This is a genomic window from Enterocloster sp. HCN-30185 (assembly GCF_037890305.1).
Taxonomy (GTDB): domain Bacteria; phylum Bacillota; class Clostridia; order Lachnospirales; family Lachnospiraceae; genus Enterocloster.
The window spans coordinates 287421-314033 of sequence record NZ_JBBKBT010000003.1; the positions used below are offsets into that span (position 1 = coordinate 287421).

At 47.2% G+C, this 26613-nt stretch carries 22 protein-coding genes; 4 read left to right on the plus strand and 18 right to left on the minus strand.

Annotation, left to right across the window (positions count from 1 at the left end):
- Positions 1-74: 74 nt before the first annotated feature.
- From WKT10_RS05365 to WKT10_RS05380, 4 genes are read right to left on the minus strand one after another with little or no spacing between them, the layout of a single operon-like run.
- Positions 75-1526, minus strand: a complete 1452-nt coding sequence (locus tag WKT10_RS05365; RefSeq protein WP_340275961.1) for a hypothetical protein — start codon at positions 1524-1526, stop codon at positions 75-77.
- On the minus strand, positions 1523-1957 hold the full coding sequence (locus WKT10_RS05370) for a SufE family protein (RefSeq protein ID WP_066543244.1): 435 nt from the start codon (positions 1955-1957) through the stop codon (positions 1523-1525). Before WKT10_RS05370 ends, WKT10_RS05365 begins: the two co-directional genes overlap by 4 nt.
- Positions 1954-3156: an aminotransferase class V-fold PLP-dependent enzyme gene (locus WKT10_RS05375; protein WP_066543247.1), complete on the minus strand. Its 1203-nt coding sequence runs from the start codon at positions 3154-3156 to the stop codon at positions 1954-1956. The genes WKT10_RS05370 and WKT10_RS05375 overlap by 4 nt, the downstream gene beginning before the upstream one ends.
- A complete protein-coding gene (locus WKT10_RS05380; RefSeq protein WP_066543248.1) occupies positions 3131-3571 on the minus strand; it encodes a hypothetical protein in 441 nt (146 codons plus the stop codon). The genes WKT10_RS05375 and WKT10_RS05380 overlap by 26 nt, the downstream gene beginning before the upstream one ends.
- 153 nt (positions 3572-3724) lie before the next feature.
- Here WKT10_RS05380 and WKT10_RS05385 point away from each other — a divergent pair, with 153 nt between their 5' ends.
- Positions 3725-4639 carry an AraC family transcriptional regulator gene (locus WKT10_RS05385; protein WP_340275964.1) on the plus strand — a complete coding sequence of 305 codons (915 nt, stop codon included), beginning with the start codon at positions 3725-3727 and terminating at the stop codon, positions 4637-4639.
- 44 nt (positions 4640-4683) lie between these two features.
- On the opposite strand, the gene spoVT is transcribed toward WKT10_RS05385, so the two are convergent.
- The 6 genes from spoVT to WKT10_RS05415 all read right to left on the minus strand — a co-directional run bounded on the left by spoVT (position 4684) and on the right by WKT10_RS05415 (position 13257).
- Entirely contained in the window at positions 4684-5232 is a 549-nt protein-coding gene (gene spoVT / locus WKT10_RS05390; protein WP_066543255.1) for a stage V sporulation protein T, read from the minus strand.
- Between the two features lie 125 nt (positions 5233-5357).
- On the minus strand, positions 5358-5969 hold the full coding sequence (locus tag WKT10_RS05395) for a metallophosphoesterase family protein (RefSeq protein WP_066543258.1): 612 nt from the start codon (positions 5967-5969) through the stop codon (positions 5358-5360).
- 4 nt (positions 5970-5973) lie between these two features.
- The gene (locus WKT10_RS05400; RefSeq protein WP_066543259.1) at positions 5974-7923 is read right to left on the minus strand and encodes a BMP family ABC transporter substrate-binding protein; all 1950 of its coding nucleotides are present in this window, start codon (positions 7921-7923) and stop codon (positions 5974-5976) included.
- A gap of 26 nt (positions 7924-7949) precedes the next feature.
- Positions 7950-11525 (minus strand): transcription-repair coupling factor, encoded by a 3576-nt coding sequence (gene mfd, locus WKT10_RS05405; RefSeq protein WP_340275968.1) that lies wholly within the window; start codon positions 11523-11525, stop codon positions 7950-7952.
- Positions 11526-11719: 194 nt separating this feature from the next.
- The gene (gene pth, locus WKT10_RS05410; protein WP_066543530.1) at positions 11720-12289 is read right to left on the minus strand and encodes an aminoacyl-tRNA hydrolase; all 570 of its coding nucleotides are present in this window, start codon (positions 12287-12289) and stop codon (positions 11720-11722) included.
- 215 nt (positions 12290-12504) lie between these two features.
- Positions 12505-13257 (minus strand): transglycosylase domain-containing protein, encoded by a 753-nt coding sequence (locus WKT10_RS05415; protein ID WP_066543266.1) that lies wholly within the window; start codon positions 13255-13257, stop codon positions 12505-12507.
- 200 nt (positions 13258-13457) lie between these two features.
- Here WKT10_RS05415 and WKT10_RS05420 point away from each other — a divergent pair, with 200 nt between their 5' ends.
- A complete protein-coding gene (locus tag WKT10_RS05420; protein WP_340275971.1) occupies positions 13458-14819 on the plus strand; it encodes an MATE family efflux transporter in 1362 nt (453 codons plus the stop codon).
- 93 nt (positions 14820-14912) lie between these two features.
- Positions 14913-16316: an NAD(P)/FAD-dependent oxidoreductase gene (locus WKT10_RS05425; RefSeq protein ID WP_340275973.1), complete on the plus strand. Its 1404-nt coding sequence runs from the start codon at positions 14913-14915 to the stop codon at positions 16314-16316.
- A gap of 57 nt (positions 16317-16373) precedes the next feature.
- On the opposite strand, the gene WKT10_RS05430 is transcribed toward WKT10_RS05425, so the two are convergent.
- From WKT10_RS05430 to WKT10_RS05465, 8 genes are all read right to left on the minus strand, one after another.
- Positions 16374-17819, minus strand: coding sequence for a glycoside hydrolase family 1 protein (locus tag WKT10_RS05430; RefSeq protein WP_066543275.1), 1446 nt, complete (start codon positions 17817-17819; stop codon positions 16374-16376).
- Between the two features lie 10 nt (positions 17820-17829).
- Entirely contained in the window at positions 17830-18171 is a 342-nt protein-coding gene (locus WKT10_RS05435) for a PTS lactose/cellobiose transporter subunit IIA (protein ID WP_242962917.1), read from the minus strand.
- Between the two features lie 84 nt (positions 18172-18255).
- The gene (locus tag WKT10_RS05440) at positions 18256-19494 is read right to left on the minus strand and encodes a PTS transporter subunit EIIC (RefSeq protein ID WP_066543276.1); all 1239 of its coding nucleotides are present in this window, start codon (positions 19492-19494) and stop codon (positions 18256-18258) included.
- Between the two features lie 6 nt (positions 19495-19500).
- Positions 19501-19824, minus strand: coding sequence for a PTS sugar transporter subunit IIB (locus WKT10_RS05445; RefSeq protein WP_066543277.1), 324 nt, complete (start codon positions 19822-19824; stop codon positions 19501-19503).
- Positions 19825-19863: 39 nt separating this feature from the next.
- Complete coding sequence (locus WKT10_RS05450; RefSeq protein ID WP_066543278.1) at positions 19864-21777, minus strand: BglG family transcription antiterminator; 1914 nt, start codon at positions 21775-21777, stop codon at positions 19864-19866.
- Between the two features lie 244 nt (positions 21778-22021).
- Positions 22022-22303, minus strand: coding sequence for a septation regulator SpoVG (spoVG, locus tag WKT10_RS05455; RefSeq protein WP_066543281.1), 282 nt, complete (start codon positions 22301-22303; stop codon positions 22022-22024).
- A 77-nt stretch (positions 22304-22380) separates the two neighbouring features.
- The gene (gene glgD / locus WKT10_RS05460; protein WP_066543283.1) at positions 22381-23502 is read right to left on the minus strand and encodes a glucose-1-phosphate adenylyltransferase subunit GlgD; all 1122 of its coding nucleotides are present in this window, start codon (positions 23500-23502) and stop codon (positions 22381-22383) included.
- Positions 23499-24773: a glucose-1-phosphate adenylyltransferase gene (locus WKT10_RS05465; protein ID WP_066543285.1), complete on the minus strand. Its 1275-nt coding sequence runs from the start codon at positions 24771-24773 to the stop codon at positions 23499-23501. The genes glgD and WKT10_RS05465 overlap by 4 nt, the downstream gene beginning before the upstream one ends.
- A 381-nt stretch (positions 24774-25154) precedes the next feature.
- Here WKT10_RS05465 and asnS point away from each other — a divergent pair, with 381 nt between their 5' ends.
- Entirely contained in the window at positions 25155-26546 is a 1392-nt protein-coding gene (gene asnS / locus WKT10_RS05470) for an asparagine--tRNA ligase (protein WP_340275984.1), read from the plus strand.
- The last annotated feature ends 67 nt before the right edge of the window (positions 26547-26613 follow it).

Here is a 26613-nt window from a genome sequence, read left to right on the forward strand (position 1 = left end):
CATTTTTTTACAACAAATCCTGCCGGTATCCCAAAATCTTTCCCCAGAGGATACCGGCAAAATATATCTTTTAATTAGTGGAAATACTCTACCTCAAAGCCGACTACCTTTCCCAGCTCCTGAAGCTCTTTTACATGGTTTCCGTAAATAATGGCCTGATGATGTCCGTAGCCGCCGTTAGCAAGAGCCTGACGGAATTCTCTTGCTCCGCCTTCTACGTCATAGTAAACAGCCGGGCTGCAGTAAACAGGACGGAACTCACATCCGATGGTATGGCCTACAGCAACCATCATCTTTGTACCCCGTCTGTTGAAGCGGCCAAAGGTTACAACCTGTCCCTCATTCTCATTCATATCTACATGATAATGAGTTCCCCATCCGTGGGTGGTAAACGGAGCCAGCTCGTATTTCTGCTCAGGCTCTCCGAAACCGTTCATCTTTCTGGTCGGAACTGCGTGGTGGATTTCCAGAACATCATGGTCAAAGGTCTGTCCGGGCTGTGTTAACAGGTTCGGCATTCCCAGCTGCTCCAGGGTTTTGCTTCCTTTAAGCACCAGTACAGGATTTCCCATAAATACGCTCTGTCTGGTAAGATACATCATCATCATCATTGCCATCCAGACTGCCAGATCCTCTTCACATGCAGATGGAATACGGTCGTCTTTATTTAAAGAATGGCACAGACAGGGAACAAATTTCTTCTCCCACGGAATCCGGCTGGCACAAAGCTCTTTACAAGGTGTTGTAAATGCATTGCAGTCATACTGCTCCATCATCTTTCTTACTGCATGGAAATAGCGAAGGTCATTGCAGACATATTCCGTTTTAACATCTGTCTTCTGCGCGCCTTCAACCAGTGCCTCTGCTTCCTTCTGAATACCATCATCTACAGGTGTAGCATCATAGTATTTCATAACCTGACGGAAGTCGATACGGTTGTTGCGGATGCCATACTGGGTAAACAGATGGGTCAGGTCGCAGGTACTCGTATTTACAGAAGCCGGCGTCTGCTCCGTATTGGAAAGGATCAGAATTTTGGTATTAGCTACTGCCTTTCTTACCTGAAGATTGGTAAGAATCTTGTTGTACTCCTCATAATCATGAGCCATATATGCCTCTAAGCCGATATCGCGATAAAAGCCGATCAGGTCGATGGGTGTAGGTCCCAGATTAATCATTGAAATCGGTTTCCTCAGCCGTTCAATTCCCGGAACACGGTATGTGATCAGGTATAAATCAACCTCATGGTTCTCAGGAAGAAGCTTGTCAAATTCGGAATCCTTTACTACAAAGCTCTCATCAAACTCAATGTAAACAGGCTCCATCAGGTTGCATCGGGTCAGATCCAGATTTGCCTTCAGTTCATCATACCACTGCTTAAACTCTTCTTTGCCCAGACGCTTTTCATATTCGGGAGTACCAGTCTCTTCCGGTCCTACACGGCAGGGTCCCTCCCAGTAATCAGAATGTACCAGATTGGAAAACACCGGTCTTAAGTTTACCTTCACATCCATTGCATACTTCATAGCTTTATTTCCTCCTCTAACATGTTCTTTGTTCTATTTTCAAAATGCGCCATTTTCCAGTAGCATTTGAAAAGTCCATTTTCCTTTATTTCCGGATAAATCACATCATCTGAAATGCATTTCAGAAACTCCGGCGGATTTTCCCATATCTCTGTTTCTTTTTTTCCGTCATACAGATCCTTATATATATGTAAAATGCCTTTTACCAGAACAGAATCACTGTCGGCCCTGAAATAAATCAGGCCGTTCTCTTTCAGAACCTCTGTCCATATTCCCGTTTTGCAGCCTTCAATCCGGTATTGATCCCTGCGTATCTCCTGTTCATCCAGCCTTCCTATTCCCAGCCCGATCAGGTATTCCCCCTGAGAGAACGGATCGCACAGCTCGCTGAAATCCTGCGTATACTTTTTAATTTTTTCCTCTATGCTCATACCTTTCTCAGACTGTTCAGCCCTTCCAGGGCAGCTGCCAGACGGTCTGAATCCTCCTTTGTGTTATAAACTGCAAGCGACACCCTGCACAGGCTCTGACGCTCCAGACGCTTCATCAGGGGGTATGCGCAATGGGAACCGCATCGGACTGCAATATCCTTAAGTCCTAAAAGCACTCCCACATCATAAGCCCCTATCCCATCCATTTCAAACAGGATAATCGGACTGTCCGGACCGGAATTTAAAATATGCAGGCCCTTTATTTTTTCGAGCCTTTGCCTTGTATAAGCTGCAAGAGCCTTTTCATGCTCTAAAAGCGCTTCAAACTCATTTTCCTGTAAAAATTCAATTGCCGCCTCCAGTCCCAGCGCTCCTCCGATATTCTGGGTTCCGCCTTCGAACTTTTCTGTATTGCTTTTATATATGATCTGATCTCCGTCTCCCCGTAAAACCATATCCCCTCCATACAGAAGAGGGGGAATCAGCTCCAGACAGCTTTGCTTTCCATACAGCACCCCAAGTCCCATGGGACCGTATATTTTATGAGAGGAAAAACTCAGAAAATCACAGTCCAATTCCCGGACGGAAATCATCCGGTGAACAATCAGCTGGGTGGCATCCACCAGTACCAGAGCGCCTTTGTTATGTGCCTCAGAAATAATTTTCTTTAAATCGGGACAGAAACCGCCTGCATTTGACATGCCTGTAACAGCAACAAGCTTTGTATGGCAGTCTATTAATTTCAGCAGCTTCTCTGTCTTTAAAGATCCATCCTCTTCTGCTTCTGCCACCCGGAATTGTGCACCGGTTCTCCGGCAAAGCTCCTTCCATGGAAAATAATTGGAGGAATGCTCCAGCTCCGTAGTTACTATATTGTTCTCCGGCCCTGTCAGGCCATCCATTCCGGCAGCCACGAGATTAATTGCCTCTGTACTGCTTTTTGCATATACAATTTCCTCCGGCGTACGTGCGTCAATCCAATGGCTGACCGTCTGTTTTGAGTGCGCATAGTATTCTGACGCCCTGCTGCTGAGTGGATAATTCCCCCGATGAATGTTGGAGTTTTCTGATAAATAAAACTGCCTTACCCTGTCAATTACCCCTTCGGGCTTCTGGGAGGTGGCTGCATTATCCAGATAAACCAGCCTTTTATTCTGACTGAAAACAGGGAACTTACTGCGTATCTCCTGTTGTTCCATATTCCTCACCTGTCTTTCCATACTTTATAACCATACGGCATAAATCATCTATGGAAGCAATTTCAACTGCATCCTCATCCGTAAAATGAATTCCCAGTTCCTTTTCAATAAAAAGTATCAAAAGCGTTTTTTTCTGTGTCACCAGATTACTCTGATGACAGTCATATTTTTCTATTTTCGACTGAATCACCTGATCCGGCAGAGAAGCGTCCTCCTTATTCCGGCTTTTAATGCTTAATATGATAAGCTTTCTGATATCGTCTGTTTCATCCTCCGGTATCATCAGCTTGCAGCACACCGCCTTTTTCAAAAGAGGCTTTATGGTATTTTCATTCCGTTCATTTCCGGAAATATATGCAATTTCCTCTAAAAGCTTTTTTGACTCATTTGCCTTTTCAATTATCGTTTCAATCATACAATTCCACCGTCTGTTTTAAACAATTTCTCAATATGTTCATGAAATTATTTGTTTATTCTTGTGTTTTCTTGATTTTTATTATATAATATGCACAAATTATTTTTTGATATAAAAATCATGTTTTTTTGCATTTTATTCAAAGGAGAACCCATGTCAACTCTTTACAAAAGCTTTTTGGAAAATTTCCCCGATGAATTTTCCATTGCCCATAAGATTGCCCCGCAGACAGAAAAAAAGACCTTCCATATGCATAAGCAGCTGGAGGTCATTTACACAATCTCTTCTAATATGAAATGCCGGACGGAAAAAGGCATCCGGTCGATCCCCAAAAACAGTCTGGTTCTTCTTAATTCCATGGATCTTCATTATTTCTTTACAGATCCCGGAAGCGGCCTGTGTGACCGGTATGTTCTTTACTTTTCACCCTCTTTTATCTCACCTCTTTCCACTCAGGAGGTTAACCTTCTGGAAAGCTTTAATGTAAGCCGGATGGAGCATCCCATCATCCTTTCAGCGCCCGAATGTCAGCAAATCCACTGGCTGTACCTGATGGATCAGATGATTTCTCAGCTGAAGCTTGTCAATTCTGCTTCCCCCTGTCAGGACAGCTTCGGAACTGTACTTCATATCAAATTCCTTTTAGGGCAGTTTCTTTTAATGGTAAATCAGCTTTACTGGCAATCTTACGGGAATGTCCAAAGCGCTCTATACAAAAACCATTCTCATCTTGTAATGGAAATATGCGAGTTTATACACAGCCATATCCAATGCCCTATTTCTGCAGATTCACTTGCCGACCACTTTCATATCAGTAAAACCCAGCTGTACTACCTCTTTAAAGAGGTTCTTGGAACTACTGCCGGAGATTTTCTGATTGAATGCAAAATGACCTGCGCTAAAAATTATCTGATCAACAGCGAGTATTCTGTTGAAATGATCAGTGAACTGGTTGGTTACCACAATTTAAGTTCTTTTTCCAGAACCTTTAAAGCCCTTTCCGACTGCAGTCCCCTGCAATACAGGAAAAAACACAAGCTTCATTCTCCGAATGATAAAGGGGAATAAAAAAAGGAAAGGCGAACATTCATCGTCTTTCCTTTCTTAATTTCTTAACTTTCCATCTGCCGTCCCAGAAATCCGGCGGCAGTGACTGCCAGCTTCATTTCCATCTCGCCAAACCGTGCCTTTGGTTCCCGGCTCATAAGGGATACAGAACCAATGGCGTCCCCTTCACAGATAATAGGAGCAATCACCTGGGCGGTAATGCCCTCCAGCTCCTCATCCACCAGCTGAATCACATTTTTTTCATCCTTTCCGGCCTGATAGGTGATACGGTCGTTGATGGCCTGCTCCAGAGAACGGCTTATGGTCTTTTGCAGCAGCTCCTTTCTGGAGCCGCCCGCCACAGCCACTACCTGATCCCGGTCTGTAATACAGACGATCAGTCCGGTAGACTGGGCCATGGCATCTGCATACTGGCCTGCAAAAGCAGTAAGCTCCATCATGGGAGAATACTTCTTTAAAATAATCTCTCCCTCACGGTCTGTAAAAATCTCGAGAGGCGTTCCCTCACGCAGCCGAAGGGTGCGCCGGATTTCCTTGGGTATTACCACCCGCCCCAGATCGTCGATTCTTCTTACAATTCCTGTAGCTTTCATTTCGCAGTTTCCTCCATTTTACATCTTTGTACTCTTTCTGAAATCATTGAAAAAGTACCTCCATTTATCCTTAAGACTGGTTGTAAATGTAGTATTTGTAAATGGTGGGATTTTATGCGCGAAATTTACTTCTCCTCCCCCTCCGGATACTCCACCACATAAAATTCATATCCGTTCACCACAGTCGTACTTCCATATGTATCCTTCCGTTTAAATTTTCCTCCGTAATTGGCATGGACATGGCCGTGGAAGAAAAATTTCGGGTGGTATTTATCCATCAGGGTAAGAAATGCTTTAAAGCCCCGGTGAGGCAGATCCTCCATATCATTCAGGCCGAAGGCCGGCGCATGGGTTACAAGGATATCAAAGCCTCTGTGCCAGAGAAGCTTCCATCTCAGCTTTCGGACGCGGGCCCGCATCTGGCGCTCTGTGTACTGGTTGGCCGAGCCCGGAATATATTCCATAGAACCTCCCAGCCCCAGGATCCGGACTCCCTTATACACATAAATATCGTCCTCAACGCAGATACAGCCCTCCGGCGGCTTATAGGCGTATTTATTGTCATGGTTGCCCCTTACATAAACTAAAGGCGCATGACACACGCTGGCAAAAAAAGTCAGATATTCCGGCGGAAGATCTCCACAGGAAATCAAAAGGTCAATGTCCTTAATCCTCTCAGGATCATAATATTCATACAGGAGCTTTGACTCCTGATCTGATAAAATCATTATATTCATACCGCTATTTCTCCGTCTGTACACTCTCGTCTACACGGATGCCCTGAAGCTGCATCCGTTCTCTTGCCTCGTCATTCAATTCTTCCAGATCCGGCACGCGTCCCACTACATTTTCAGCCAGCCAGTTCATGGTTACAATATCTTCTGAGCGCAGACGTTCTCCCTCCCTGCATCGGATGATTCCCTCCTGGTCATACATGAAACCGTCAAAGGGATGAAAGCTTCCGGAACGAACGGAATTTTTCAGAAATTCAATCAGGCGCAGCGTACCGTGAGGCAGGTTTCCGGAACAGATTACGTCGATCACATCTGCCGACATTCCCCACCAGTAATTAACCGCTTTTTTGCCCTTTCTGGCTTCCAGCTCCTCATTGCTTTCAAAGGCCAGCTGGATCATCTGCTCGTAGAATTTCCCCCAGTTCCAGATAGGCGAAGCCAGATTGAAAACCTCTCCATTATCTTCCTGTACATAAAGGCCGTATTCCCTGGACGGATGTCTGGGGATAATCATATCCTTTCCGGAAATGTACCGGATCCCCTGTTCTCTCAGCCGTTCTGCCGCTGTCTTTTCATGGTTGATCCTGCGCCATTCCAGATATACCTTTACATAAGGGTTGATCATCCGCGCGCCCATGGCAAAAGCGTTGATATCTGCAAGAATCCCATAGGTGGGCTGATCTGCAATATACCCCAGCTTATCCTCTCTGGAAACGGCTGCCGCTATAGCTCCCATAAGGAATTTTGCCTCATACATCCTTGCATAATACGTACAGATAGAGGAATAGGACATATTTACAGAACAGTTGTAAATCTTTACCTCAGGATGCAGAATGGCGGATCTCACGCTCTGATTTACCATCTTGGAATTTGTTGTAAATATCATGGTGCAGCCGGCCTGAACCAGTTTTTCTATGGCCCGGGCGATATCCCCTTCTGTATCTGCCCCTTCGATAACTACCGTGGAAATACGCCCCTCAAAGGCCTCCTCCAGATACTGCCGCCCCAGCTCATGGCCGTAATTCCAGCTGGAATTTTCAATGGTATCCGCATAAACAAATCCGATTTTCAAATGCTCCGGCATATCATCTGCCGGAAGAAGCCATTTCCATATGGACGGTTTATGCTCCGTTTCCATTTCCTCCGGTTCTTCGATCAGCTCTACCTTCCGTCCCCGGTTAGCAAGCTGGATCTCTTCCCAGATTTTCATCAGCGCCCGGTACATTTCCCGTTCTGTCTGTCCTTTTACGCTGTCGTAACCGTAGATTTCGATATAGACTAAAAATGCATCTCCCTCTGTGAGCTGAAGCTGATCCCCATGGGCCATGCTGTAGGCCTTTGCAAAACGCCCGTAGGAGGAGCGGAAAAATAAACGTTCCTCCTGAGTCCAGACCTGATCCGGCTCCATTCCCATCAGTTCCAAAAGCTTCTTATAGCTGCCTTCCTTGCTGAACCATACATCACAGTTTGAAGAAATGCGGTAAAAATCCAGAAATTCATAATACAGCCTGTTTTCCTTGTCATCTGTACGTTTGGGGATCAGGCGCGTTACGCTTCCCGGTATGCTGTAGGCACCCAGATATTTCATTACACTGACCCGCTTATTTCCCTCCTGAACGTAAAACTGATTCATAAATTCGTAGGCAACAACCGGTTCCTGGATTCCCTCCTCTACCTGATACTTGTAAAGGGATGTCCATTTAGCCCCAAATTCGGACCGTTCCGGCAAAAGGGGCATAAAATTACTGGCAAAGGAGCTGGAACGCTCTGCAGTCTTTGTCCCTACCATTTTTGCCAGAGGAATATCCATTACCCCCAGATTGACAGTTGCTACAATATCTGTATTCGCCAGAATGTTATCCAGCACGGGAAGGTATGGATACTCGCCTCTTGCTAAAGCATCCTGATACCGCTTTCTTCCCATTTTCAATGCATATCCATAATCTGTATCCGGCATAACCGCTACCTCCTGTCTCCTGCTTTTTAATCTGCCCCGTTTCCGCCCGGTTCCTTCTGCCCCAGCTTCCCCAGCTGCTCCAGCATAGTTCTGGCCTTTTCCAGCATGATTAAGCTGTCGCTGTTTTTATTCTTTCGGTCCACATAGTGAAATACCGGCGTTTCTCCCGGCACCAGCTTTAATTCTCCCTTATAAGACTGCACAAAATCCGGAATCCTGGTCACATCCAGTTTCGCCTTCTGATACATGGTAAGCCGGATTTCCTGGCGGTTTACAAATACCTCTGTCACATAGGCTCTGTGTGCCAGAGCCCGCACCATGGCAATCTTTAAAAGATTCTCTACGCTCTTTGGGATATCTCCAAACCGGTCTAAGAGTTCATCCTGCATATCCATATATTCCTCATCCGTTTCAATGGTGGAAATCCTCTTGTAAATATCCAGCTTCTGATATTCATTTTTAATATAAGACGGAGGAATGTAGGCGTCAATATCACATTCTACCGAAGTTTCGTAAAGATCCACCTCTGTTTCTTCCCCTTTCAATGCAAGCACTGCCTGATTAAGCATTTTGCAGTACAGATCATAGCCTACTGCCTCCATGTGGCCATGCTGCTCTGCGCCCAGCACATTTCCGGCCCCACGGATTTCCAGATCCCGCATGGCAATCTTGATGCCTGAGCCCAGCTCCGTAAACTCGCGGATCGCCTGAAGGCGCTTTTCTGCTTCTTCCTTTAAAAGCTTATCTCTCTTATACATGAGAAACGCATAAGAAACCCGGTTAGAACGTCCCACACGGCCCCTGAGCTGGTACAGCTGAGAAAGTCCCATATGGTCTGCATCGTGGATAATCATGGTATTGGCATTGGGGATATCCAGTCCTGTTTCAATAATTGTTGTGGATACCAGCACATCAATTTCCCCGTTGATAAAGTCCGTCATGATCCGTTCCAGCTCATGTTCTTTCATCTGTCCGTGGGCAAAGGTCACAACCGCATCCGGCACCATAGCCTGGATCTTTCCTGCTACCTCATCAATATCTGTTACACGATTGTATACATAATACACCTGTCCATTCCGGGCCAGTTCCCGGTTAATGGCCTCCCGTACCATTTCCTCATTATACTCCATTACATAGGTCTGAATGGGAGTACGGTCCACCGGCGGCTCCTCTAACACACTCATATCCCGGATTCCAGCCAGACTCATATGAAGGGTTCTGGGGATCGGCGTAGCGGTCAGGGTCATTACGTCCACATTTTCCTTCATCTGCTTGATCTTTTCCTTGTGGGTCACGCCAAAGCGCTGCTCCTCATCAATAATGAGAAGTCCCAGATCCTTAAACTGCAGGTCTTTTGAAAGAACCCGGTGCGTACCGATTACGATATCCACCAGTCCTTTCCGCAGCCCCTCCAGAGTTTTCTTCTGCTGGGCCGGAGTACAGAATCGGCTCATCATCTCGATTCTGACTGGAAAATCTTTCATCCTCTGAACAAAGGTATTATAATGCTGCTGGGCCAAAATCGTAGTAGGGACCAGATAGACCACCTGCTTGCTGTCCTGTACTGCCTTAAACGCGGCCCGCAGGGCGATTTCTGTTTTTCCGTATCCCACGTCGCCGCAGATCAGACGGTCCATGATCTTTGGACTTTCCATATCCGTTTTTACAGCGTCAATGGCGTCTAACTGATCCTCTGTTTCATCATAGGGGAACAGCTCCTCAAACTCCTTCTGCCACACCGTATCGCTGCCGTACTGGAAGCCCTTCTGCTCCTGACGGGCCGCATAAAGCTTTACCAGATCCTTTGCGATTTCCTGAACGGCACCCTTTACCTTTGCCCTGGTTTTTGTCCATTCAGAGCCTCCCAGACGGTTGAGCTTTGGCTTTTTCGCCTCTGAGCCCGCATATTTCTGGATACTCTCCAGCCGGGTGGCAGGCAGATACAGATTGCCTCCATCTCCGTATTCAATCTTGATATAATCCTTTACCACCTTGTCCCGCTCTACCTTTTCAATTCCCCGGTAGATACCAAGGCCGTGCTCCTCATGGACTACATAATCTCCCACGGACAGCTCGGAAAAGCTCTGGATCGCCCGGCCCTGATAGCTCTGCTTCTTCCGTTTCTTTTTCTTCTTTTCCACCCCGAACATATCGCCCTCGGTAATGAAAACAAATTTAAGCAGAGGATATTCAAAGCCCCGGTGGAGATTTCCGTAGGTAACCATGATCTCTCCCGGAAGAACCTTCCGTTCTGCGCGGCTTTCCTCTCCTTCCGTCTCTCCGTCCGGACAGTAGGCCCGCAGATCATATTCCCGTAAATCCCCTGCCAGACGGCTGGCTCTTGTACGGGAGGCAGATAAAAGCACCACCCGGTAGCCTTCCTTTTTCCAGCGGGTCAGATCCTTAATTAAAATTTCAAAACTGTTCTGGTAAGAATTTACATTTCTCACATCAAAGCTGAACTTATGGTTCACCTTCATTCCCGGCAGCTTCTGATCCAGCCCTGTGAGCATAATGCTGTACGGCCCCTGAAGCCTTCCGAGAACCTGTCCTGCGGGATAGAGAAGCTCTGTCTGTCCCGGCAGCAGGTATCCCTTTTCCAACCGGTGAACCATGCTTTCACGAAATTCCAGCTCGATTGTTTCTCCCCGCTCCTTCAGCCGGCCCGGCTCGTCTAAATAAACAACACAGTCCCCTTGAGGAAAATAATCGGAAAATGATACAGTTTCTGGACAGAAATACCGGATATAGCCATCCAGTCCGCCTCTCTTCCAGCCCTCACGGATCCCTTCTGTCAATTCCCGTATGATTCCCTTAATCCGGATGGCTTCCTCACGGCGTTTCTGTCCCTCCAAAGCCTTCACATAAGAGGCCGTTTCCTCCTCCAAACGCTTTATCCCTTTCTCCAGCTGTCCTTTCGTTAAGACAGTTTCCGATGCAGGATAGATTACAACCCGGTCTAACTGTTCTACCGACCTCTGGCTTTCCGGATCAAAGGTACGGATGGAGTCCACCTCATCATCCCACAGTTCAATGCGCACCGGAACTTCCTCGGTGAGCGGAAAAATATCTATGATGCCTCCCCGGATGGAAAACTGGCCCATACCGTCTACCTGACCCGTACGCTCATATCCCAGCTCTGTAAGCCGCTCCTTCCACTGATCCAGCTCAATAACCTGTCCGCATTCCACGGTCACTGCATGCTGCTTTAAAAATGCCAGAGGCATGAGATGGTCCATCAGACCGTCGATTGTCGTTACAACTACACCGCCCTCATCCTCCATCAGATGGCGCAGTACAGAGATCCTCTGCCGGGTCATCAGATTTCCATGAATATCCGCAGCATAAAAAAGCAGATCCTTGGCCGGATAAAGCCAGACCTGCCGGGTAAAGCTGCGGAAATCATCATAGATTTCCTTGGCCCTCTGCTCATCATAGGTAACAACCAGCTTCCAGGGAAATCCCCCGTCCTCCCCCAGCTCATGCATGAGGTGAACCTTCTGGGATTCCAGCGTCCCGGCCGCCTGCAGAGGCCCCTTTGCCTTTTTTAAAGCCTCCAGAAGATTTTCATACTCCTGTAATTCCAGTAACGGATTTTCCATGATTTCCCTTTCTGCCTTTCCTTGATAATATTGAAGTTTCCGTACATTACAGTGTGACCTGCTGTCTGATACCCAGAGCGACTTTGGAGACCATTAGTAAACCTTAGAAAAATCTCAGTCTCCTAGGTTTTCTTATGGTCGGAAACCGGAGCTCTGGGTATCAGACTGCGGGGTGCGCTGTAATGTGCGGAAACTCACTCCTTATGCCCATTAAACTGATTCATCGCCGCCTCAGCTCCGTCTGTGATCATCACCTGAGCTGCTTTCGCCGCTGTCTTAAAGGCTTCTTCCATCACCCTTCTGTCCTCAGCAGAAAAACGGCCAAGCACATAGTCCGCCAGATCCATTCTGGGCGGCTTAGCCCCTACGCCTACCTTAATCCGGGGAAATTCCTGGGTTCCCAGATGGGCAATGATGTTCTTTATTCCATTATGTCCTCCGGCGCTGCCCTTTCTGCGGATCCGGAGCTGTCCGGGCTCCAGACTAATATCGTCATATATTACAATGATATGCTCCGGATCGATTTTATAGAAATCCGCCGCCTCCCTGACACTTTCACCGCTTAAATTCATAAAGGTCTGGGGCTTTAAAAGGATTACCTTTTCTCCGCCGATGAGGCCTCTGCCATAAAGCCCCTTAAACTTCTTCTCCTCCACCGATGTATTGAGCATATCTGCCAGCACATCCATGGTATCAAAACCTGCATTGTGTCTTGTCTTATCATACTCCCTTCCAGGATTTCCCAAACCAACGATCAAATACATATATCTGTTTTCCTCTTTCTTTATCTCAAAATTTATCCTCTTCCGCAGAAAAATGCCTGCGGTGCTGCAGTGTCTGTCCATATGTCCGCCGTATACAGACACGCCCATAAGCGCTAGACTCCCGCACATGGGGTGTCTAACGCTTATCTTTTCTTTATTCTATCAAATTATAAGTGGATTGTAAATGCAGTGCGGCAGATCCGACCATCCAGCCTTTACGCCGCATCCGGTTCCTGATATTCCCTGGTCTCCGCCATAGTTTCTCTGGCTCGTTTTTCTGTAAAGAGTCCGCACTCCACCAGACGCTCCAGCACCTGCTCCTGGCGCTTGGCAGCCAGTGCCGGATTTACTGTGGGGGCATATTTGGAAGGAGCATTGGGAACACCAGCTAACAGAGTACTCTCATAATCGTCCATATCCTCAGGAGCCTTTCCAAAGTAACCCTCACTGGCATCCTTAATGCAGTAGTATCCGTTTCCAAAGTAAATAGTATTCACATAAAGCTCAAGAATCTCATTTTTACTGTATTCCTTTTCCAGAGCAAAAGCCATAAATACCTCTGCCGCCTTGCGCTCCATCTTCTTTTCCTGTGTAAAATACAGGTTCTTTGCCAACTGCTGGGTAATGGTGCTTCCGCCTTCCACAAAAGCGCCTGCCCTTATATCATTGATAACCGCACGGGTAATGGCGATGGGGTCAATACCGATATGACCGTAAAAGCGGTGGTCTTCCACAGAGAGAACCGCATCTACATACGTTTCCGGAAGCTCTGCAAATTCCGTATAGTTTTCCTTGGAACGGATCTGCTCTACCTTGTCCTTAAGGCTGATCTGGCTGATGGCATCTCTGTACATATCATAGCCCTTCATGCCTACATTTACGCAGATACAAATAACCGCTGCCGCCATGATGCCAATGGTCCACTTAAGACCCCTTTTTAATATGTTCCAGTTTTTACCGGTTCTCATCTGTCCACCTTCTTTCTCTTTCGTACGTTTATTTCTTATAATATCATTCTAGCACATTCTCCCCCTTGTGTCCTTGAGAAAGCCTTAAAGAACTCTAACATAAATCTGACGCTTTCTGAAATATTTTCTAAAGATATTCCCCATTCATCTGGAATCCATGCTAAAATAGAGCCGTAAAACACACAAGGAGAATTTTTATCATGGAAACAGTTAAAAAGAACCGTTCCGGTACAACGGATCTGACCGTGGGACGCCCCCTGGCTCAGATCCTTCGTTTTGCCCTTCCTCTGGTGCTGGGTACACTTTTTCAGCAGCTCTACAGCTTTGCAGATACCATTATTGTAGGCCGCTGTCTGGGAACCGACGCCCTGGGAGCTGTAGGAACCACCTACTCCCTGAACTTTCTGATCCTTGGCTTTATCCAGGGAGCCTGTGTGGGATTCGGCATCCCGGCAGCCGAATCCTTTGGAGCAAAGGATCATAAAAATCTGGAGCGCTTCCTCATCAACGGAACCGCCCTCTGCATTGGGCTCAGCGCTGTCTTTACTGTTGTCACCACCCTGACGGCCCCTCCGCTCCTAAAGCTCATCCACACGCCGCCTGAGCTCTTTGATGATGCCTCTCTTTATATCCGCATCATTTTCCTGGGAATTCCTGCTACGGTGCTGTACAACTACTCCTCCAGCGTCCTGCGGGCCATGGGAGATTCCAGACATCCCTTTTATTTTCTTTTAGCAGCCAGTCTCCTGAATATTGCTCTGGACTGGATTTTAATCGTTCCTTTCGAAATGGGAGTAGACGGAGCAGCCATCGCTACTGTAATCAGCCAGGCCCTCAGCGGCCTGCTCTGTACCTGGTGGTTCTTCTCCAAAACTGCTAAAGGACACGGCCTGAGCTTTACTAAAAATAAGCTGCGCCTTTCCTCCCACCACTGCAAAAAGCTGGCCTACATTGGCCTTCCCATGGGCTTTGAATACTCCGTTTCCGCCATTGGAGCCGTTATTATGCAGGACGCCATCAACCTCTTGGGAAGTACTGCCGTAGCCGCACAGACCGCGGGAGAAAAAATCCGCCAGATGTTCACCCTTCCCATGGAAAGCGTGGGTATGGCTATGGCAACCTATGCCGGCCAGAACCACGGTGCAGGACGCACCGACCGCATCCGCCAGGGTATAAAGGACGGCTGCAAAATCCAGCTGTGCTACTGCGCTGCCGCCTGGATCGCCATTTTCCTGTGCAAAGATTTTGCCGTCGGGCTGGTGCTGGGAGACGCAGACCCGGCAGTTACTGCCGGAGCGCTGGAATACTTAAGCGTTATGAGCCTTCTGTTCTGCTTCCACGGCCTCTTAATGATCTTCAGAAATACCCTTCAGAGCCTTGGATACAGTATGCAGGCTGTTATATCCGGCATCGGCGAGCTGATCGGACGAAGCCTTGGAGGCCTTCTGGCAGTAACAAAGCTGGGATATCTTGGCATCTGTCTGGCCAATCCCATTGCATGGGCCTTAGCCATGTTTTACTGTATTTTTATGGTAACACGGGTAATGAAAAAAGAACGGTAGACCCCTTTTCATAACTATGATAGACTATAGTTATATTCGTTCTGGGCCTTATTTACCATCAGGCTTTGAATCTCAAAGAGAGGAGAATTTCTTATGAGCAAAAATAATCTGTATGATGTAATCATCATCGGCGCCGGCCCTTCCGGCATCTTCTGCGCCTATGAGCTGATCCGTCAGAAACCGGAACTTAAGATCCTTATGGTCGAAAAGGGCCGTCCCATTGAAAAACGTGTCTGCCCCAAGCGCACTACCAAGGTCTGTGTAGGCTGCAAGCCCTGTTCCATCACAACTGGATTTGCAGGCGCCGGAGCATTTTCCGACGGAAAGCTTTCACTGTCTCCAGATGTAGGCGGAAACCTGCCCGAAATCCTGGGGTATGACGAGACGGCTGCGCTTTTAAAGGAATCTGATGACATTTATCTGAAATTCGGGGCAGACAAAAATGTATACGGCATTGACAAGCAGAAGGAAATCGAAGAAATCCGCCGCAAGGCCATCAACGCCAACTTAAAGCTCATCGAATGCCCCATCCGTCACCTGGGTACAGAGGAAGGCTACAAAATCTATACCCGCCTTCAGGAGCACCTGCTGGCTCAGGGCATTGAGATGAAATTTAACACCATGGTAAAGGACATCCTGATCGAGGGCGATACCGTAAAGGGTATTGTAACGGACAAAGATGAAACCTTCTGCGCACCGGAGATCGTAGCTGCCATTGGCCGCGAGGGTTCTGACTGGTTCTCCCATGTCTGCGATAACCACCACATTGAGACAAAGGTTGGAACCGTGGATATCGGCGTCCGCGTTGAAGTCCGCGACGAGGTTATGAAATTCCTCAACGAAAACCTTTATGAGGCCAAGCTGGTCTACTACACCCCTACCTTTGACGATAAGGTACGCACCTTCTGTAGCAACCCTTCCGGTGAAGTAGCAACCGAATACTATGAAAACGGCCTTGCAGTAGTAAACGGCCATGCATATAAATCACAGGAATATAAGACAAACAATACCAATTTTGCCCTTCTGGTAAGCAAAAACTTCACCCGCCCCTTTAACGAGCCCATCGAGTACGGTAAACACATTGCCCAGCTCTCCAATATGCTCTGCGGAGGCAGGATCATGGTCCAGACCTTCGGCGACTTCCAGAGAGGCCGCCGCACCACAGAGGAGCGCCTCTGCCGCAACAACCTGATCCCAACCTTAAAGGATGCGGTTCCCGGCGATCTGTCCCTTGTATTCCCATACCGCATTATGACGGATATCAAGGAAATGATCCTGGCCCTGGACAAGGTCACTCCCGGTATTGCCAGCGATGAAACCCTGCTCTATGGCGTAGAAGTTAAATTCTACTCCAACAAGGTAGTGGTTGATAAAGACTTTGAAACCAGCGTACAGGGACTGAGAGCCATCGGCGATGGCGCTTCTGTTACCAGAGGCCTGCAGCAGGCTTCTGCAAACGGTATCAGCGTGGCGAGAAGTATTTTGAAGAGGATGTAAAAACCGCCCAGCCGGAATCGACTTTTCCGATTCCGGCTGGACGGCCTTTTTATATCTTTATTCTTCTTCCAGACAATGTGCCCCATTGGTAGCGATCACCTTCTGATACCAGTAATAGCTGTCCTTTGGAATTCTTGCCAGATCCTTGATGTCCTCATCATCACGGTTTACATACACCAGACCATAGCGCTTCTGGTAACCATTACTGGTGCTGAGTACATCCACAAAGGACCATGGCAGGAAGCCTCTTACATCCACGCCCAGCTCGATGGCTCTGTGGATTGCCTGAAGGTGCTTGGTCCAGTAATCGATACGGTAATCATCATGTACCTTTCCGTCCTCCAGAACATCTCTTGCACCCAGACCATTCTCTGTGATGATCATCGGAATCTCATAGCGTTGATAGATATCACGCAGCAGGTACTGCATACCCGTTGGGTCAATGGTCCAATCCCAGTCATTTGTATCCGCATTCGGATTCTTCATGTACTGATAGAAATCAGGCATTACCTCATAAGCTCCCATAGCGCCCTTCTTGCCGCTTAAGTTGCTCTTAGCCTCTGTCAGCTCATTCTTATCAGCATCCGGGAAGCGCACGCACTTGCTTGCATAGTAGTTTACGCCCAGGAAGTCCAGCATTCCCTCACGGATAATCTCCATATCTCCCTCTTCGATCACAGGAGCCATTCCATGCTCTTCCAGATAGCGGAATGCACCTACGGGATATTTGCCCTTAAAATAAATATCCAGGAAGAAGTGGTTCTTTAAATCCTCTGCATTTAACATAGCCAGCATATTTTTCGGAGTGGAATCCAGTCCGTATACCGGAGAATATCCGATGGCTGCACCGGAACGTCCACCTTCTACCAGCTCATGGATCAGCTTGCTGATCTTTGCCTGTCCCAGATTCATATGGTGGTTGATCTGGAATTTCACCTGAGGATCCCCATGGTATTTCTCAGGCACATAATTCTTCTTTTTCCAGAATTCCACAATAATACTCTGCTCATTGATAATCAGCCAGTCTTTGATCCTGTCGCCGTATCTGCGGATCAGGAACTCTCCGTAAGCCACAAAATCATCCACGCTCTGGCGGCTTATCCAGCCGTCATATTTGTCTACAAGAGCCATTGGCATATCGTAGTGGTAAATGGTAGGGATCGGCTTAATTCCATTTGCTACCAGCTCATTTACCAGGTTGTCATAAAACTCCAGGCCCTTTGGGTTTACTTCTCCAACGCCGTCCGGGAAAATTCTTGACCAGGAAAAGGAAAAACGGTATGCAGTAAAGCCGCATTCCTTCATCAGCGCGATGTCTTCTTTATAGCGGTGATAGTGATCACTGGCTACGCTTGCATCTGCAAAGCCGGTTCCGCGGTTTAAAATGTCCATCTGAGACAGCTTCTTTCCGTCCTCTTCTGCTGCTCCCTCTACCTGATAAGCACTTGTAGAAGCTCCCCATAAAAAGCCTTCCGGCATCGTCTTTCTGATATCTGCGCTCATAGTTTCTCCTTTATGCATTCATTTTATTGTAGAAACTTTCAAATACCTGGATCATTTTCTCTGCCAGGTGGATCTCTGACATAACGGTCATCAGCGTATCCTGTGCATGGTTAAACAGCAGGCTTGGCTGAATGGTTTCTGTTCCCGCGATCTCAGACTGGATCATCTCTGTCTGAGCATTGTGAGCTGCACAAATATGGTTATTTGCCTCCTCCATATGCTCCTTTGCTCCTGCAAAATCAAATGCTGCTACACAATCTAATGCCTTTCCGGCTGCATTTCTGGCATCACCTGCAGAAATTACGATCTGCATGGCAACCTGAACGACCTTATCATCATCCTTAAACATCATTTCTCCCACTTTTATTTCTCTCCTTTCTGAAAAGCAGCGCCCCCAAAACCAGGGAACGCCGCCATATGTTTTAAGTGCTCTGCATCAGCATGCAGCCTGTGTTTCTTCCTCTACGCACTGTCTCTCATATACTTTGTAGAATGGATACCAGGTCAGCAGATACAGGATAAACAGTACGATATACACCGGAACGGCTCTCCAGTCTCCCGTAATCATCACACTGGAAAACGGAGCCGGGATCTGTCCTACCTGCACCATCTTGGAAGGAATATTTAACAGGCCATAGTGCATGGTCAGCCATACAACTGTAGGACCAACGATACTATTGATCAGGATCGGAAGCATTAACAGAGGGTTAAATACAACCGGTGCGCCGAACATTAACGGTTCGTTGATATTGAACAAAGAAGGTCCGATACAGATCTTACCCATGGTTTTAAGCTTCTTGCTCTTGGAACCCAGCATCAGCACGTTTAAAGGAAGTGTGCCGCCGCGGCCGCCCATGGTGATCAAAGCAGCTGTAAATACGGCCTCGCTGGTAGCGATATTCATAGGAACGCCGCCGTTTGCCACAGCCTCGATATTCTCTGCGATCGCCACCATAAAGATAGGAGTGGTAACTGCATTGAATACCCAGCTGGAAATACCCATTGAGTAGAAAATAACCGGTACAAAGCAGATCAGGATAAAGCCGGGAAGTGTCTGAGCGCCCTTCTGAAGAGGCATAAAGAAGCTTACCAGAATATTGTAAAGATCCAGCTTTAATACGTTTGCAAAGATCATCGCCAGTCCCAGAGTAATGGTAATGGGAATGATATTGTTGATCCAGTCGCTTACAAAATCCGGAAGCGTATCATTGTTTTCCAGTACATGAAGGTTTGCATAGATGTGGAATACAATGGCAACGAAAAGACCTACTACGATACCCATCATGATACCGGCAGCGCCGATACGGCCGTTATCAATCTGGAAGATTCCGTCTACTACCTGAGGACGGCAAAGCAGCAGGTACGCTGCAATGGAGATCAGCGATGCATTGATCTGATACTGTCCATGTCCCAGCTTGATCATGGCCTCATGGGTAACAAAGAAAGCTACGAAGATTGCCAGCAGTCCAAAGGAGAAATTCGCAATGGGACTTAAATCAGGAAGCGCCGGGATATAGGAACGGAATACGTTGTAGAAGAAGATCAGGGAACCGGTCAAAATGATCGGAAGAACCTTCTTCATGGTACTTGCCACGGTATCGATCCATGGATTTGCAAAAACCTGCCGGGCCTTAGGAGCAAATACGTCCGAAAGCCATGTCATTAAACCATTCATCTGTACTTATCCATCCTTTCTTGCAGCTACCTTCTCTGCCAGCTCAACCAGTGCGGCTCCGTCCAGAGAAGAATAAATCTCTGCCGGGATCAGCTCTACCTGGATTCCATGGGGTGCGCACTCCTCTGTCAGCTTCGGAACCGCGCTTGCATAGTGGGGACCAACTAACAGTACATCCATCTTGTCCATGTACTCGCTTACCACACTCTCACTTCTGGCTTCCACAGTCATGTCCAGCTTTTTCTTCTTTGCTGCCTGTCTTGCCTTCTGTGCCAGGAATCCGCTGGAGAATCCAGCTCCGCAGCATAATAACACTCTGATCGTACCCATAATTGTTACCTCCTTAGTTTGGTTAATGTGTTTTATATACTACCGGTTCTGAAGCTCATCTCTCTCCGCCCAGTCAATAATATCCATCAGGGTATCATAACTCCGGGTTTCCAGAAGATGGTTCATACAGCCCTCGTCCATCATAAAACTGGGGGCAATCCGGTAAAATTCCTCCAGGTTTTCCTTATTAACCGAAACGGATAAAAGAAATACCACCTGTACCTCATAAATATGCCAGAGCACCGGCTTTTCCAAAAGCGCCACGCAGACAAAAGTATCCTTCGTCACTGGCTGATAGGGATGAGGAATTGCAATCTGAGGACAGAAGTCTGTCTGCATCAGATTTTCTCTCTTTCGTACGGAATCCTCAAAATCCGGCGGAAGTTCCCGCACTCTGCGGATGCGCCCGCACAGCTCATGGAGGATCTCCTCTCTGCTGTTTCCCTTTATATTGGTAAAAAAGAGCGACCGGTCAAAATACGATCGGATTCCGCCTTTCCTGCTGCTTTTCAGCAGCCGTTCCACCTCTCCCGCATTGTGCCTGTCAAAAAAATACTGTACTTGACATACCGGAACCGGAATGGCTGTTTTTACGGGAACCGTAGAAAATACATAATCTATATTAGAAAAATCCCAGGATGCCAGAGATCCGATATCACAGGCTTCTACCCGGTCCAGATAATCTCCGAACATTTCCCGAAACCGATATTCAAAAAGCTTAGCACTACCGGAACCGGAGGCGCACACAAGAAGGATATTCCTCTTGTACCTCTGTCTGTCCTGCCGTTTTAACGAAAGGGCAAAACACAGGGCCAGGTATCCAATCTCTGCCTCAGGGACTATGGTGTGGAAATACTCCGACAAAACCGTAGACGCATGGGCCGCCACTGCATAGGGAAAGCTGTATACCTCTTTAATCTCCTTTAAAATGGGGTTGTCCATTTTCAGCCGGTACTGCAGGCGGATCCGCAGCGATACCATGTGAAGTCTCAGGGATGTATTTAAATCAAAATCCGATGCCAGATCCAGATTATATGTCTGCTTGACGCTTTCAAGCATCCGGTTCACCAGCTGATTGATCTCCATATCAATAAAAACGCTGCTTCTGTCTCCGGCCAAAATTTTTTTCTTTCCCAGAAGCTGGATCGCCATGTATTTAATCTCAGGAACCGGAAGACAGATTCCAAAAGCCTCTTTCAGTCCTTCCGCACAAAGCCTTGCGGCACGGATATCGCCTTCATGAAGCAGGTCGCTGTGCTTCATCTCCTCCAACGGAATCACACAGCCCCGTCCCCAGCGGTACAGAGCGATCTGCACCTGCAGGACAATATTAGGGATATCCATTTCATAGATGGTTTCCCCACATTGTTTTACACTGCTTAGAATCTCATTGCGGATCTGTTCCCCATCCCAAAATGTATGATAAATTTCCTTAAACCACTGATCGCTGAACTCATAAAATGCCGCGCTCATACAAAGCCGTATGGAGAATTCATCCCCCTGGATCTTAAGACCGTAATAGGGTTTTCTTTCAAGAGCCAGATGATGCTTATTTAAATACTGCTCGACTCCTTTTAGATCAAGGGACAACGTTTTTCTGGATATATAGAGCCGTTCGCAGAGCTCCTCCGCCTTCACTCCGGAAGCATCGGCAAATAATCGGGCCAGAATAAATTCTATCCTCTCTTTTCCGGTCTCCGGAAGCAGGGCTGAGGTTCTTCCCTTTATAAACTCCTGATAGCGCTCCGGTTCCTTTACGCAAAGCCTGAGTCCAAGACCTCTGCGGCGCTCTATGGCAGCTCCGTTCCGGCAAAGAAGTTCATCCAGCTGACTGACCAGCGTCCGGGCCGTTCTCTCGCTGACTTCCAGCTGGTCGGCCACGGTTTCCATATTTATATATAAATCTTCTGAAAGCACTGACAAAAGCCGGTTCAGGCGTCCATCCATCTGCATCCGGTATTCCTCCCTTCTGCCTCCGTACATTCCTGATTTTTATACTCACTGTCTGTTTGTTATGCGTAGTATACCCCAAAATCATTTCCAGTTCCATCCGGCTTTCTTCCAGCAGTACTCGGCAAAAAGTACACTAAAATCCCGCTTTTAATCATGGCTGGCGACGTGCGCCGCCAGGCGCACCACACAAAAAAACCGGGCAGAAAGAATTCAATCCTTCTGTCCGGTTCTTAATATTATCCGGTTATTCAGCCTCTGCTCCCCCATTCTCCAGCAGCGTCATCTCATATTTCTCCAGAATGGTATTCTGGATCATTTCTCTGGTGCCGGAATTGATGGGATGAGCGATATCGCGGTACTCGCCGTCTGCAGAACGGCGGCTGGGCATCGCGATAAACAGCCCTTTTTCTCCCTCGATCACCTTAATATCATGGATCACAAATTCATTATCCATGGTAATAGATACGATCGCTTTCATTTTACCTTCTTTTTCTACCCGTCTGACTCTTACATCCGTAACCTGCATGCTAATCCCCTTCCGTCCTCTCCGTCAGCCCCCTTGCTGCATCTTCCACGCACAGCAGGAAGATGACTGCGCGTAAATTATAATGTATATCTCTCGTTCTTCTCTACCACGATCTTGATATTATCCGGCGTTCCGATATGTGTGGTGTTGGCCCGGATGGTATCACGGCTTTCAACGATGCAGTTTTCAATCACCGTGTTATCTCCGATATATACATCATTTAAAATGATGGAGTTTTTGATCACACAGTTATTTCCGATATAAGCCTTTTTAAACAGGATCGAATTTTCTACCGTGCCGTTTAAGATACAGCCGCTGGAAACAAGGCTGTTTCTCACCACAGCGCCCGGGTTGTACTTTGCCGGAGGAAGATCGTCAATCTTGGTATAGACATCCGGATACTCTCTGAAGAAGTAATTTCTCACTTCCGGCTTCAGGAAATCCATGTTTGTCTTATAGTAGGAATCTACGGTAGCAATGTTGCTCCAATAGCTGTCCATCTTGTATGCATAGATGCGCTTTAAGTTCTTATAGCGTACCAGAATATCATTTACCAGATCATAGCGATCCTCTGCTGCACAGCGCTCCAGAAGCTCGATCAGCTGTCTTCTGCGGATTACATAGATACCGCAGGAAATCGTAGTGGCGTCTGAAGCCATGGGCTTTTCCTCAAAGTCCACGATCCGTCCGTCTGCAGCCAGCTTCACGCAGCCGAAACGGGTGACGTCCATACCTTCTTCCATATCCTTGCATACAACGGTGATATCTGCCTTTTTCTCGATATGGTATTCCAGAACCTTGTTATAGTCCAGCTTGTACACGCCGTCGCCGGAGGCGATCACTACATAGGGCTCATGGCTGTTCTTTAAGAATGTAAGGTTCTGATACAGGGCATCTGCGGTTCCGCGGTACCAGTCGCCGTTCTCCGGAGTAATGGATGGAGTAAACAGAAACAGTCCGCCCTGCTTACGTCCGAAATCCCACCACTTGGACGAGCTTAAATGAAGATTTAAGGATCTGGAATTGTACTGTGTAAATACAGCCACATTCTGGATATGGGAATTGGTCATATTGCTCAATGCAAAGTCAATGCTGCGGTAGCTTCCTGCAACCGGCATAGCGGCTACGGCTCTCTTGTTGGACAATTCCCGCATTCTCTTGCTGTTTCCACCTGCTAAAACAATACCGATTGCTCTCATTTCACGCCACCTGCCTTTATAATGTAATTTCCGCCTGCCAGTATACCGTCAGGATAGTCGTCGATTGCCGTCTCGCCCGCAATGGCTGTATTTCTTCCAATCTTCACGCCGTCAGGAATCACTGAATTCTCTCCGATGGTAGCCAGTTCAAACTGATATACCTTAGGATCATAGGTGCTGGGTGCATAATCTCCAAAGCCTACCTCGGCATTTGCCCCGATCGTTACATTTTCAGCGATAATGGCCTTGTCCACCACTGTGCAGGCTCCGATATGAGTGCCCTGCATCACGATGGAATCCCGAACTACGGCTCCTTTCTCAATGGTTACTCCCGAACCTATAACAGAATTGATCACCTTCCCGTAAACCTCTGTTCCCTCGCCTATGATACTGCGTTCGATTTCTGCATCATCTGCTATGTACTGAGGAGGGATTACATCACTCTTGGTATAGATCTTCCAGTATTCCTCATAAAGATTAAACTCAGGAATAATGTCGATCAGCTCCATATTGGCCTCCCAGTAAGATCCCAGAGTACCTACGTCCTTCCAGTAGCCGTTGTATTCATATGCAAAAATGCGGTCTCCCTTTCCGTGACAGTACGGAATAATGTGCTTTCCGAAGTCACATCCGGGTTCGTCCTTTAAGTGGATTAAAGCGTCCCTTAATACGGGCCAGCTGAAAATATAAATACCCATAGAAGCAAGGTTGCTTCTGGGAACAGCGGGCTTTTCCTCAAACTCTGTGATCCGGTTGGCCTCGTCCGTAATCAGAATACCAAATCGGCTGGCCTCCTCAATAGGCACAGGCATGGCAGCAATGGTGACATCCGCATTATTCGCTTTGTGATAATCCAGCATAACCTCATAATCCATCTTATAAATGTGATCACCGGAAAGGATGAGCACGTACTCAGGATTATACGCTTCCATATATTCCAGATTCTGGTAAATCGCATTGGCTGTACCGGTATACCAGTCGCTGCCTTTGCTCCTTTCATATGGAGGTAAGATCGTCACGCCGCCTACGTTCCTGTCCAGATCCCACGGAATACCGATTCCGATATGGGTATTTAAACGTAATGGCTGATACTGTGTCAGAACTCCCACTGTGTCAATACCGGAGTTGATACAGTTGCTCAGCGGAAAATCAATGATACGGTACTTCCCCCCAAAAGATACCGCCGGCTTGGCTACTTTCTTTGTCAGAACGCCAAGGCGGCTTCCCTGTCCGCCAGCTAAAAGCATGGCAATCATTTCTTTCTTAATCACGTTATCACCTCTTGCTGTTATAATTTTTGTAAGTATAATTATAACACAAATTTTAGTTTCCGTATATAAATATTTAATTTTATTTTGTGTTTTTTGCGCAGTTTTCCGACATTTTTCGTTTAAAAATTCCATAGTTCTTCTAATTTATCCATATCTTGTATTATGGTACAGTTTTAAATACTATATATCCTTTATCCGGATCTAACATGCAAACCAGGGCAGTCTCTTCCTTCAGCGCCTTAAACTTGCAGAAAAATGCGGAAACTCCGGCTGGGAAGGCCTTGAAACATTGAGAGAAATATCATATAATCACGATATGCAGTTTTTAAGACATATTTTTTTATCGAAATCAATGGAAAAAGAAAGGAAGTTACCATTATTATGGATCTGATTACAGTAAGAGAATTATACAAGCATCCGGATCAGTATATGGATCAGGAAATAACCATCGGCGGCTGGGTTCGCAGCCTGAGAGATTCCAAGTCCTTCGGCTTCATCGTCATCAGCGATGGAACCTATTTTGAGCCTCTGCAGGCCGTTTATCACGACACGCTGGAGAACTTTCAGCAGGTATCCAGGCTGGGTGTAGGAACAGCTGTCATTGTAAAGGGTACTCTGGTGGCTACGCCTCAGGCAAAGCAGCCCTTTGAGATCCAGGCCACAGAAGTTATGGTAGAGGGAGCCTCCGCACCGGATTACCCGCTGCAGAAGAAACGCCACTCCTTTGAGTATCTGCGCACCATTTCCCATCTGCGTCCCAGAACAAACACCTTCCAGGCTGTATTCCGCGTACGTTCCCTGATTGCCTATGCCATCCATCAGTATTTCCAGGAGCGTGATTTTGTCTATGTACACACCCCTCTGATCACAGGAAGCGACTGCGAGGGCGCAGGAGAGATGTTCCAGGTAACTACCATGGACTTAAACAATATTCCAAAGACAGAAGACGACAAGGTAGACTTCAAGCAGGATTTCTTCGGAAAACCAACCAACCTGACCGTAAGCGGACAGTTAAACGGCGAAACCTACGCCATGGCCTTCCGCAATATCTATACCTTCGGGCCTACTTTCCGTGCGGAAAATTCCAACACTACCCGCCATGCGGCTGAGTTCTGGATGGTTGAGCCTGAGATTGCTTTCGCTGATCTGGAAGACAATATGAATCTGGCTGAGGGTATGTTAAAATACATTATCCGCTTTGTAATGGAGCACGCACCGGAGGAGATGAACTTCTTCAACCAGTTCGTGGACAAGGGCCTGTTAGACCGCTTAAACAATGTACTGAACTCCGAGTTTGGCCGCATCACTTATACAGAGGCAGTCAAGCTGTTAGAGGAGCATAATGACCAGTTCGATTATAAGGTATCCTGGGGCTGCGATCTTCAGACCGAGCATGAGCGCTTCCTGACAGAGCAGATTTTCAAGAAGCCTGTATTTGTTACAGACTATCCAAAGGAAATCAAAGCCTTCTATATGAAGATGAATCCCGACAACAAAACTGTAGCGGCTGTAGACTGTCTGGTTCCCGGTATCGGCGAGATCATCGGCGGCAGCCAGAGAGAGGACGACTACGATAAACTGGTTGCCAGAATGGAGGAGCTTGGCCTTAAGAAAGAGGATTATGGCTTCTATCTGGATCTGCGCAAATATGGTTCTGCCCGTCATGCCGGTTTTGGTCTGGGCTTTGAGCGCTGCGTGATGTACTTGACCGGTATGTCCAACATCCGCGACGTCATTCCGTTCCCAAGAACTGTAAATAACTGCGAGCTGTAATTTTATCCATGATCTGCAGTCCGGACTGCGTTTCGGCTGCAGGCAGCATCTATATCAAACCAGGGCC

Coding starts and splice junctions, on each gene's coding strand:
- WKT10_RS05365 (WP_340275961.1), bottom strand. CDS start 1,526: ATGAAGTATGCAATGGATGTGAAGGTAAACTTAAGACCGGTGTTTTCC.
- WKT10_RS05370 (WP_066543244.1), bottom strand. CDS start 1,957: ATGAGCATAGAGGAAAAAATTAAAAAGTATACGCAGGATTTCAGCGAG.
- WKT10_RS05375 (WP_066543247.1), bottom strand. CDS start 3,156: ATGGAACAACAGGAGATACGCAGTAAGTTCCCTGTTTTCAGTCAGAAT.
- WKT10_RS05380 (WP_066543248.1), bottom strand. CDS start 3,571: ATGATTGAAACGATAATTGAAAAGGCAAATGAGTCAAAAAAGCTTTTA.
- WKT10_RS05385 (WP_340275964.1), top strand. CDS start 3,725: ATGTCAACTCTTTACAAAAGCTTTTTGGAAAATTTCCCCGATGAATTT.
- spoVT (WP_066543255.1), bottom strand. CDS start 5,232: ATGAAAGCTACAGGAATTGTAAGAAGAATCGACGATCTGGGGCGGGTG.
- WKT10_RS05395 (WP_066543258.1), bottom strand. CDS start 5,969: ATGAATATAATGATTTTATCAGATCAGGAGTCAAAGCTCCTGTATGAA.
- WKT10_RS05400 (WP_066543259.1), bottom strand. CDS start 7,923: ATGCCGGATACAGATTATGGATATGCATTGAAAATGGGAAGAAAGCGG.
- mfd (WP_340275968.1), bottom strand. CDS start 11,525: ATGGAAAATCCGTTACTGGAATTACAGGAGTATGAAAATCTTCTGGAG.
- pth (WP_066543530.1), bottom strand. CDS start 12,289: ATGTATTTGATCGTTGGTTTGGGAAATCCTGGAAGGGAGTATGATAAG.
- WKT10_RS05415 (WP_066543266.1), bottom strand. CDS start 13,257: ATGAGAACCGGTAAAAACTGGAACATATTAAAAAGGGGTCTTAAGTGG.
- WKT10_RS05420 (WP_340275971.1), top strand. CDS start 13,458: ATGGAAACAGTTAAAAAGAACCGTTCCGGTACAACGGATCTGACCGTG.
- WKT10_RS05425 (WP_340275973.1), top strand. CDS start 14,913: ATGAGCAAAAATAATCTGTATGATGTAATCATCATCGGCGCCGGCCCT.
- WKT10_RS05430 (WP_066543275.1), bottom strand. CDS start 17,819: ATGAGCGCAGATATCAGAAAGACGATGCCGGAAGGCTTTTTATGGGGA.
- WKT10_RS05435 (WP_242962917.1), bottom strand. CDS start 18,171: ATGATGTTTAAGGATGATGATAAGGTCGTTCAGGTTGCCATGCAGATC.
- WKT10_RS05440 (WP_066543276.1), bottom strand. CDS start 19,494: ATGAATGGTTTAATGACATGGCTTTCGGACGTATTTGCTCCTAAGGCC.
- WKT10_RS05445 (WP_066543277.1), bottom strand. CDS start 19,824: ATGGGTACGATCAGAGTGTTATTATGCTGCGGAGCTGGATTCTCCAGC.
- WKT10_RS05450 (WP_066543278.1), bottom strand. CDS start 21,777: ATGCAGATGGATGGACGCCTGAACCGGCTTTTGTCAGTGCTTTCAGAA.
- spoVG (WP_066543281.1), bottom strand. CDS start 22,303: ATGCAGGTTACGGATGTAAGAGTCAGACGGGTAGAAAAAGAAGGTAAA.
- glgD (WP_066543283.1), bottom strand. CDS start 23,502: ATGAGAGCAATCGGTATTGTTTTAGCAGGTGGAAACAGCAAGAGAATG.
- asnS (WP_340275984.1), top strand. CDS start 25,155: ATGGATCTGATTACAGTAAGAGAATTATACAAGCATCCGGATCAGTAT.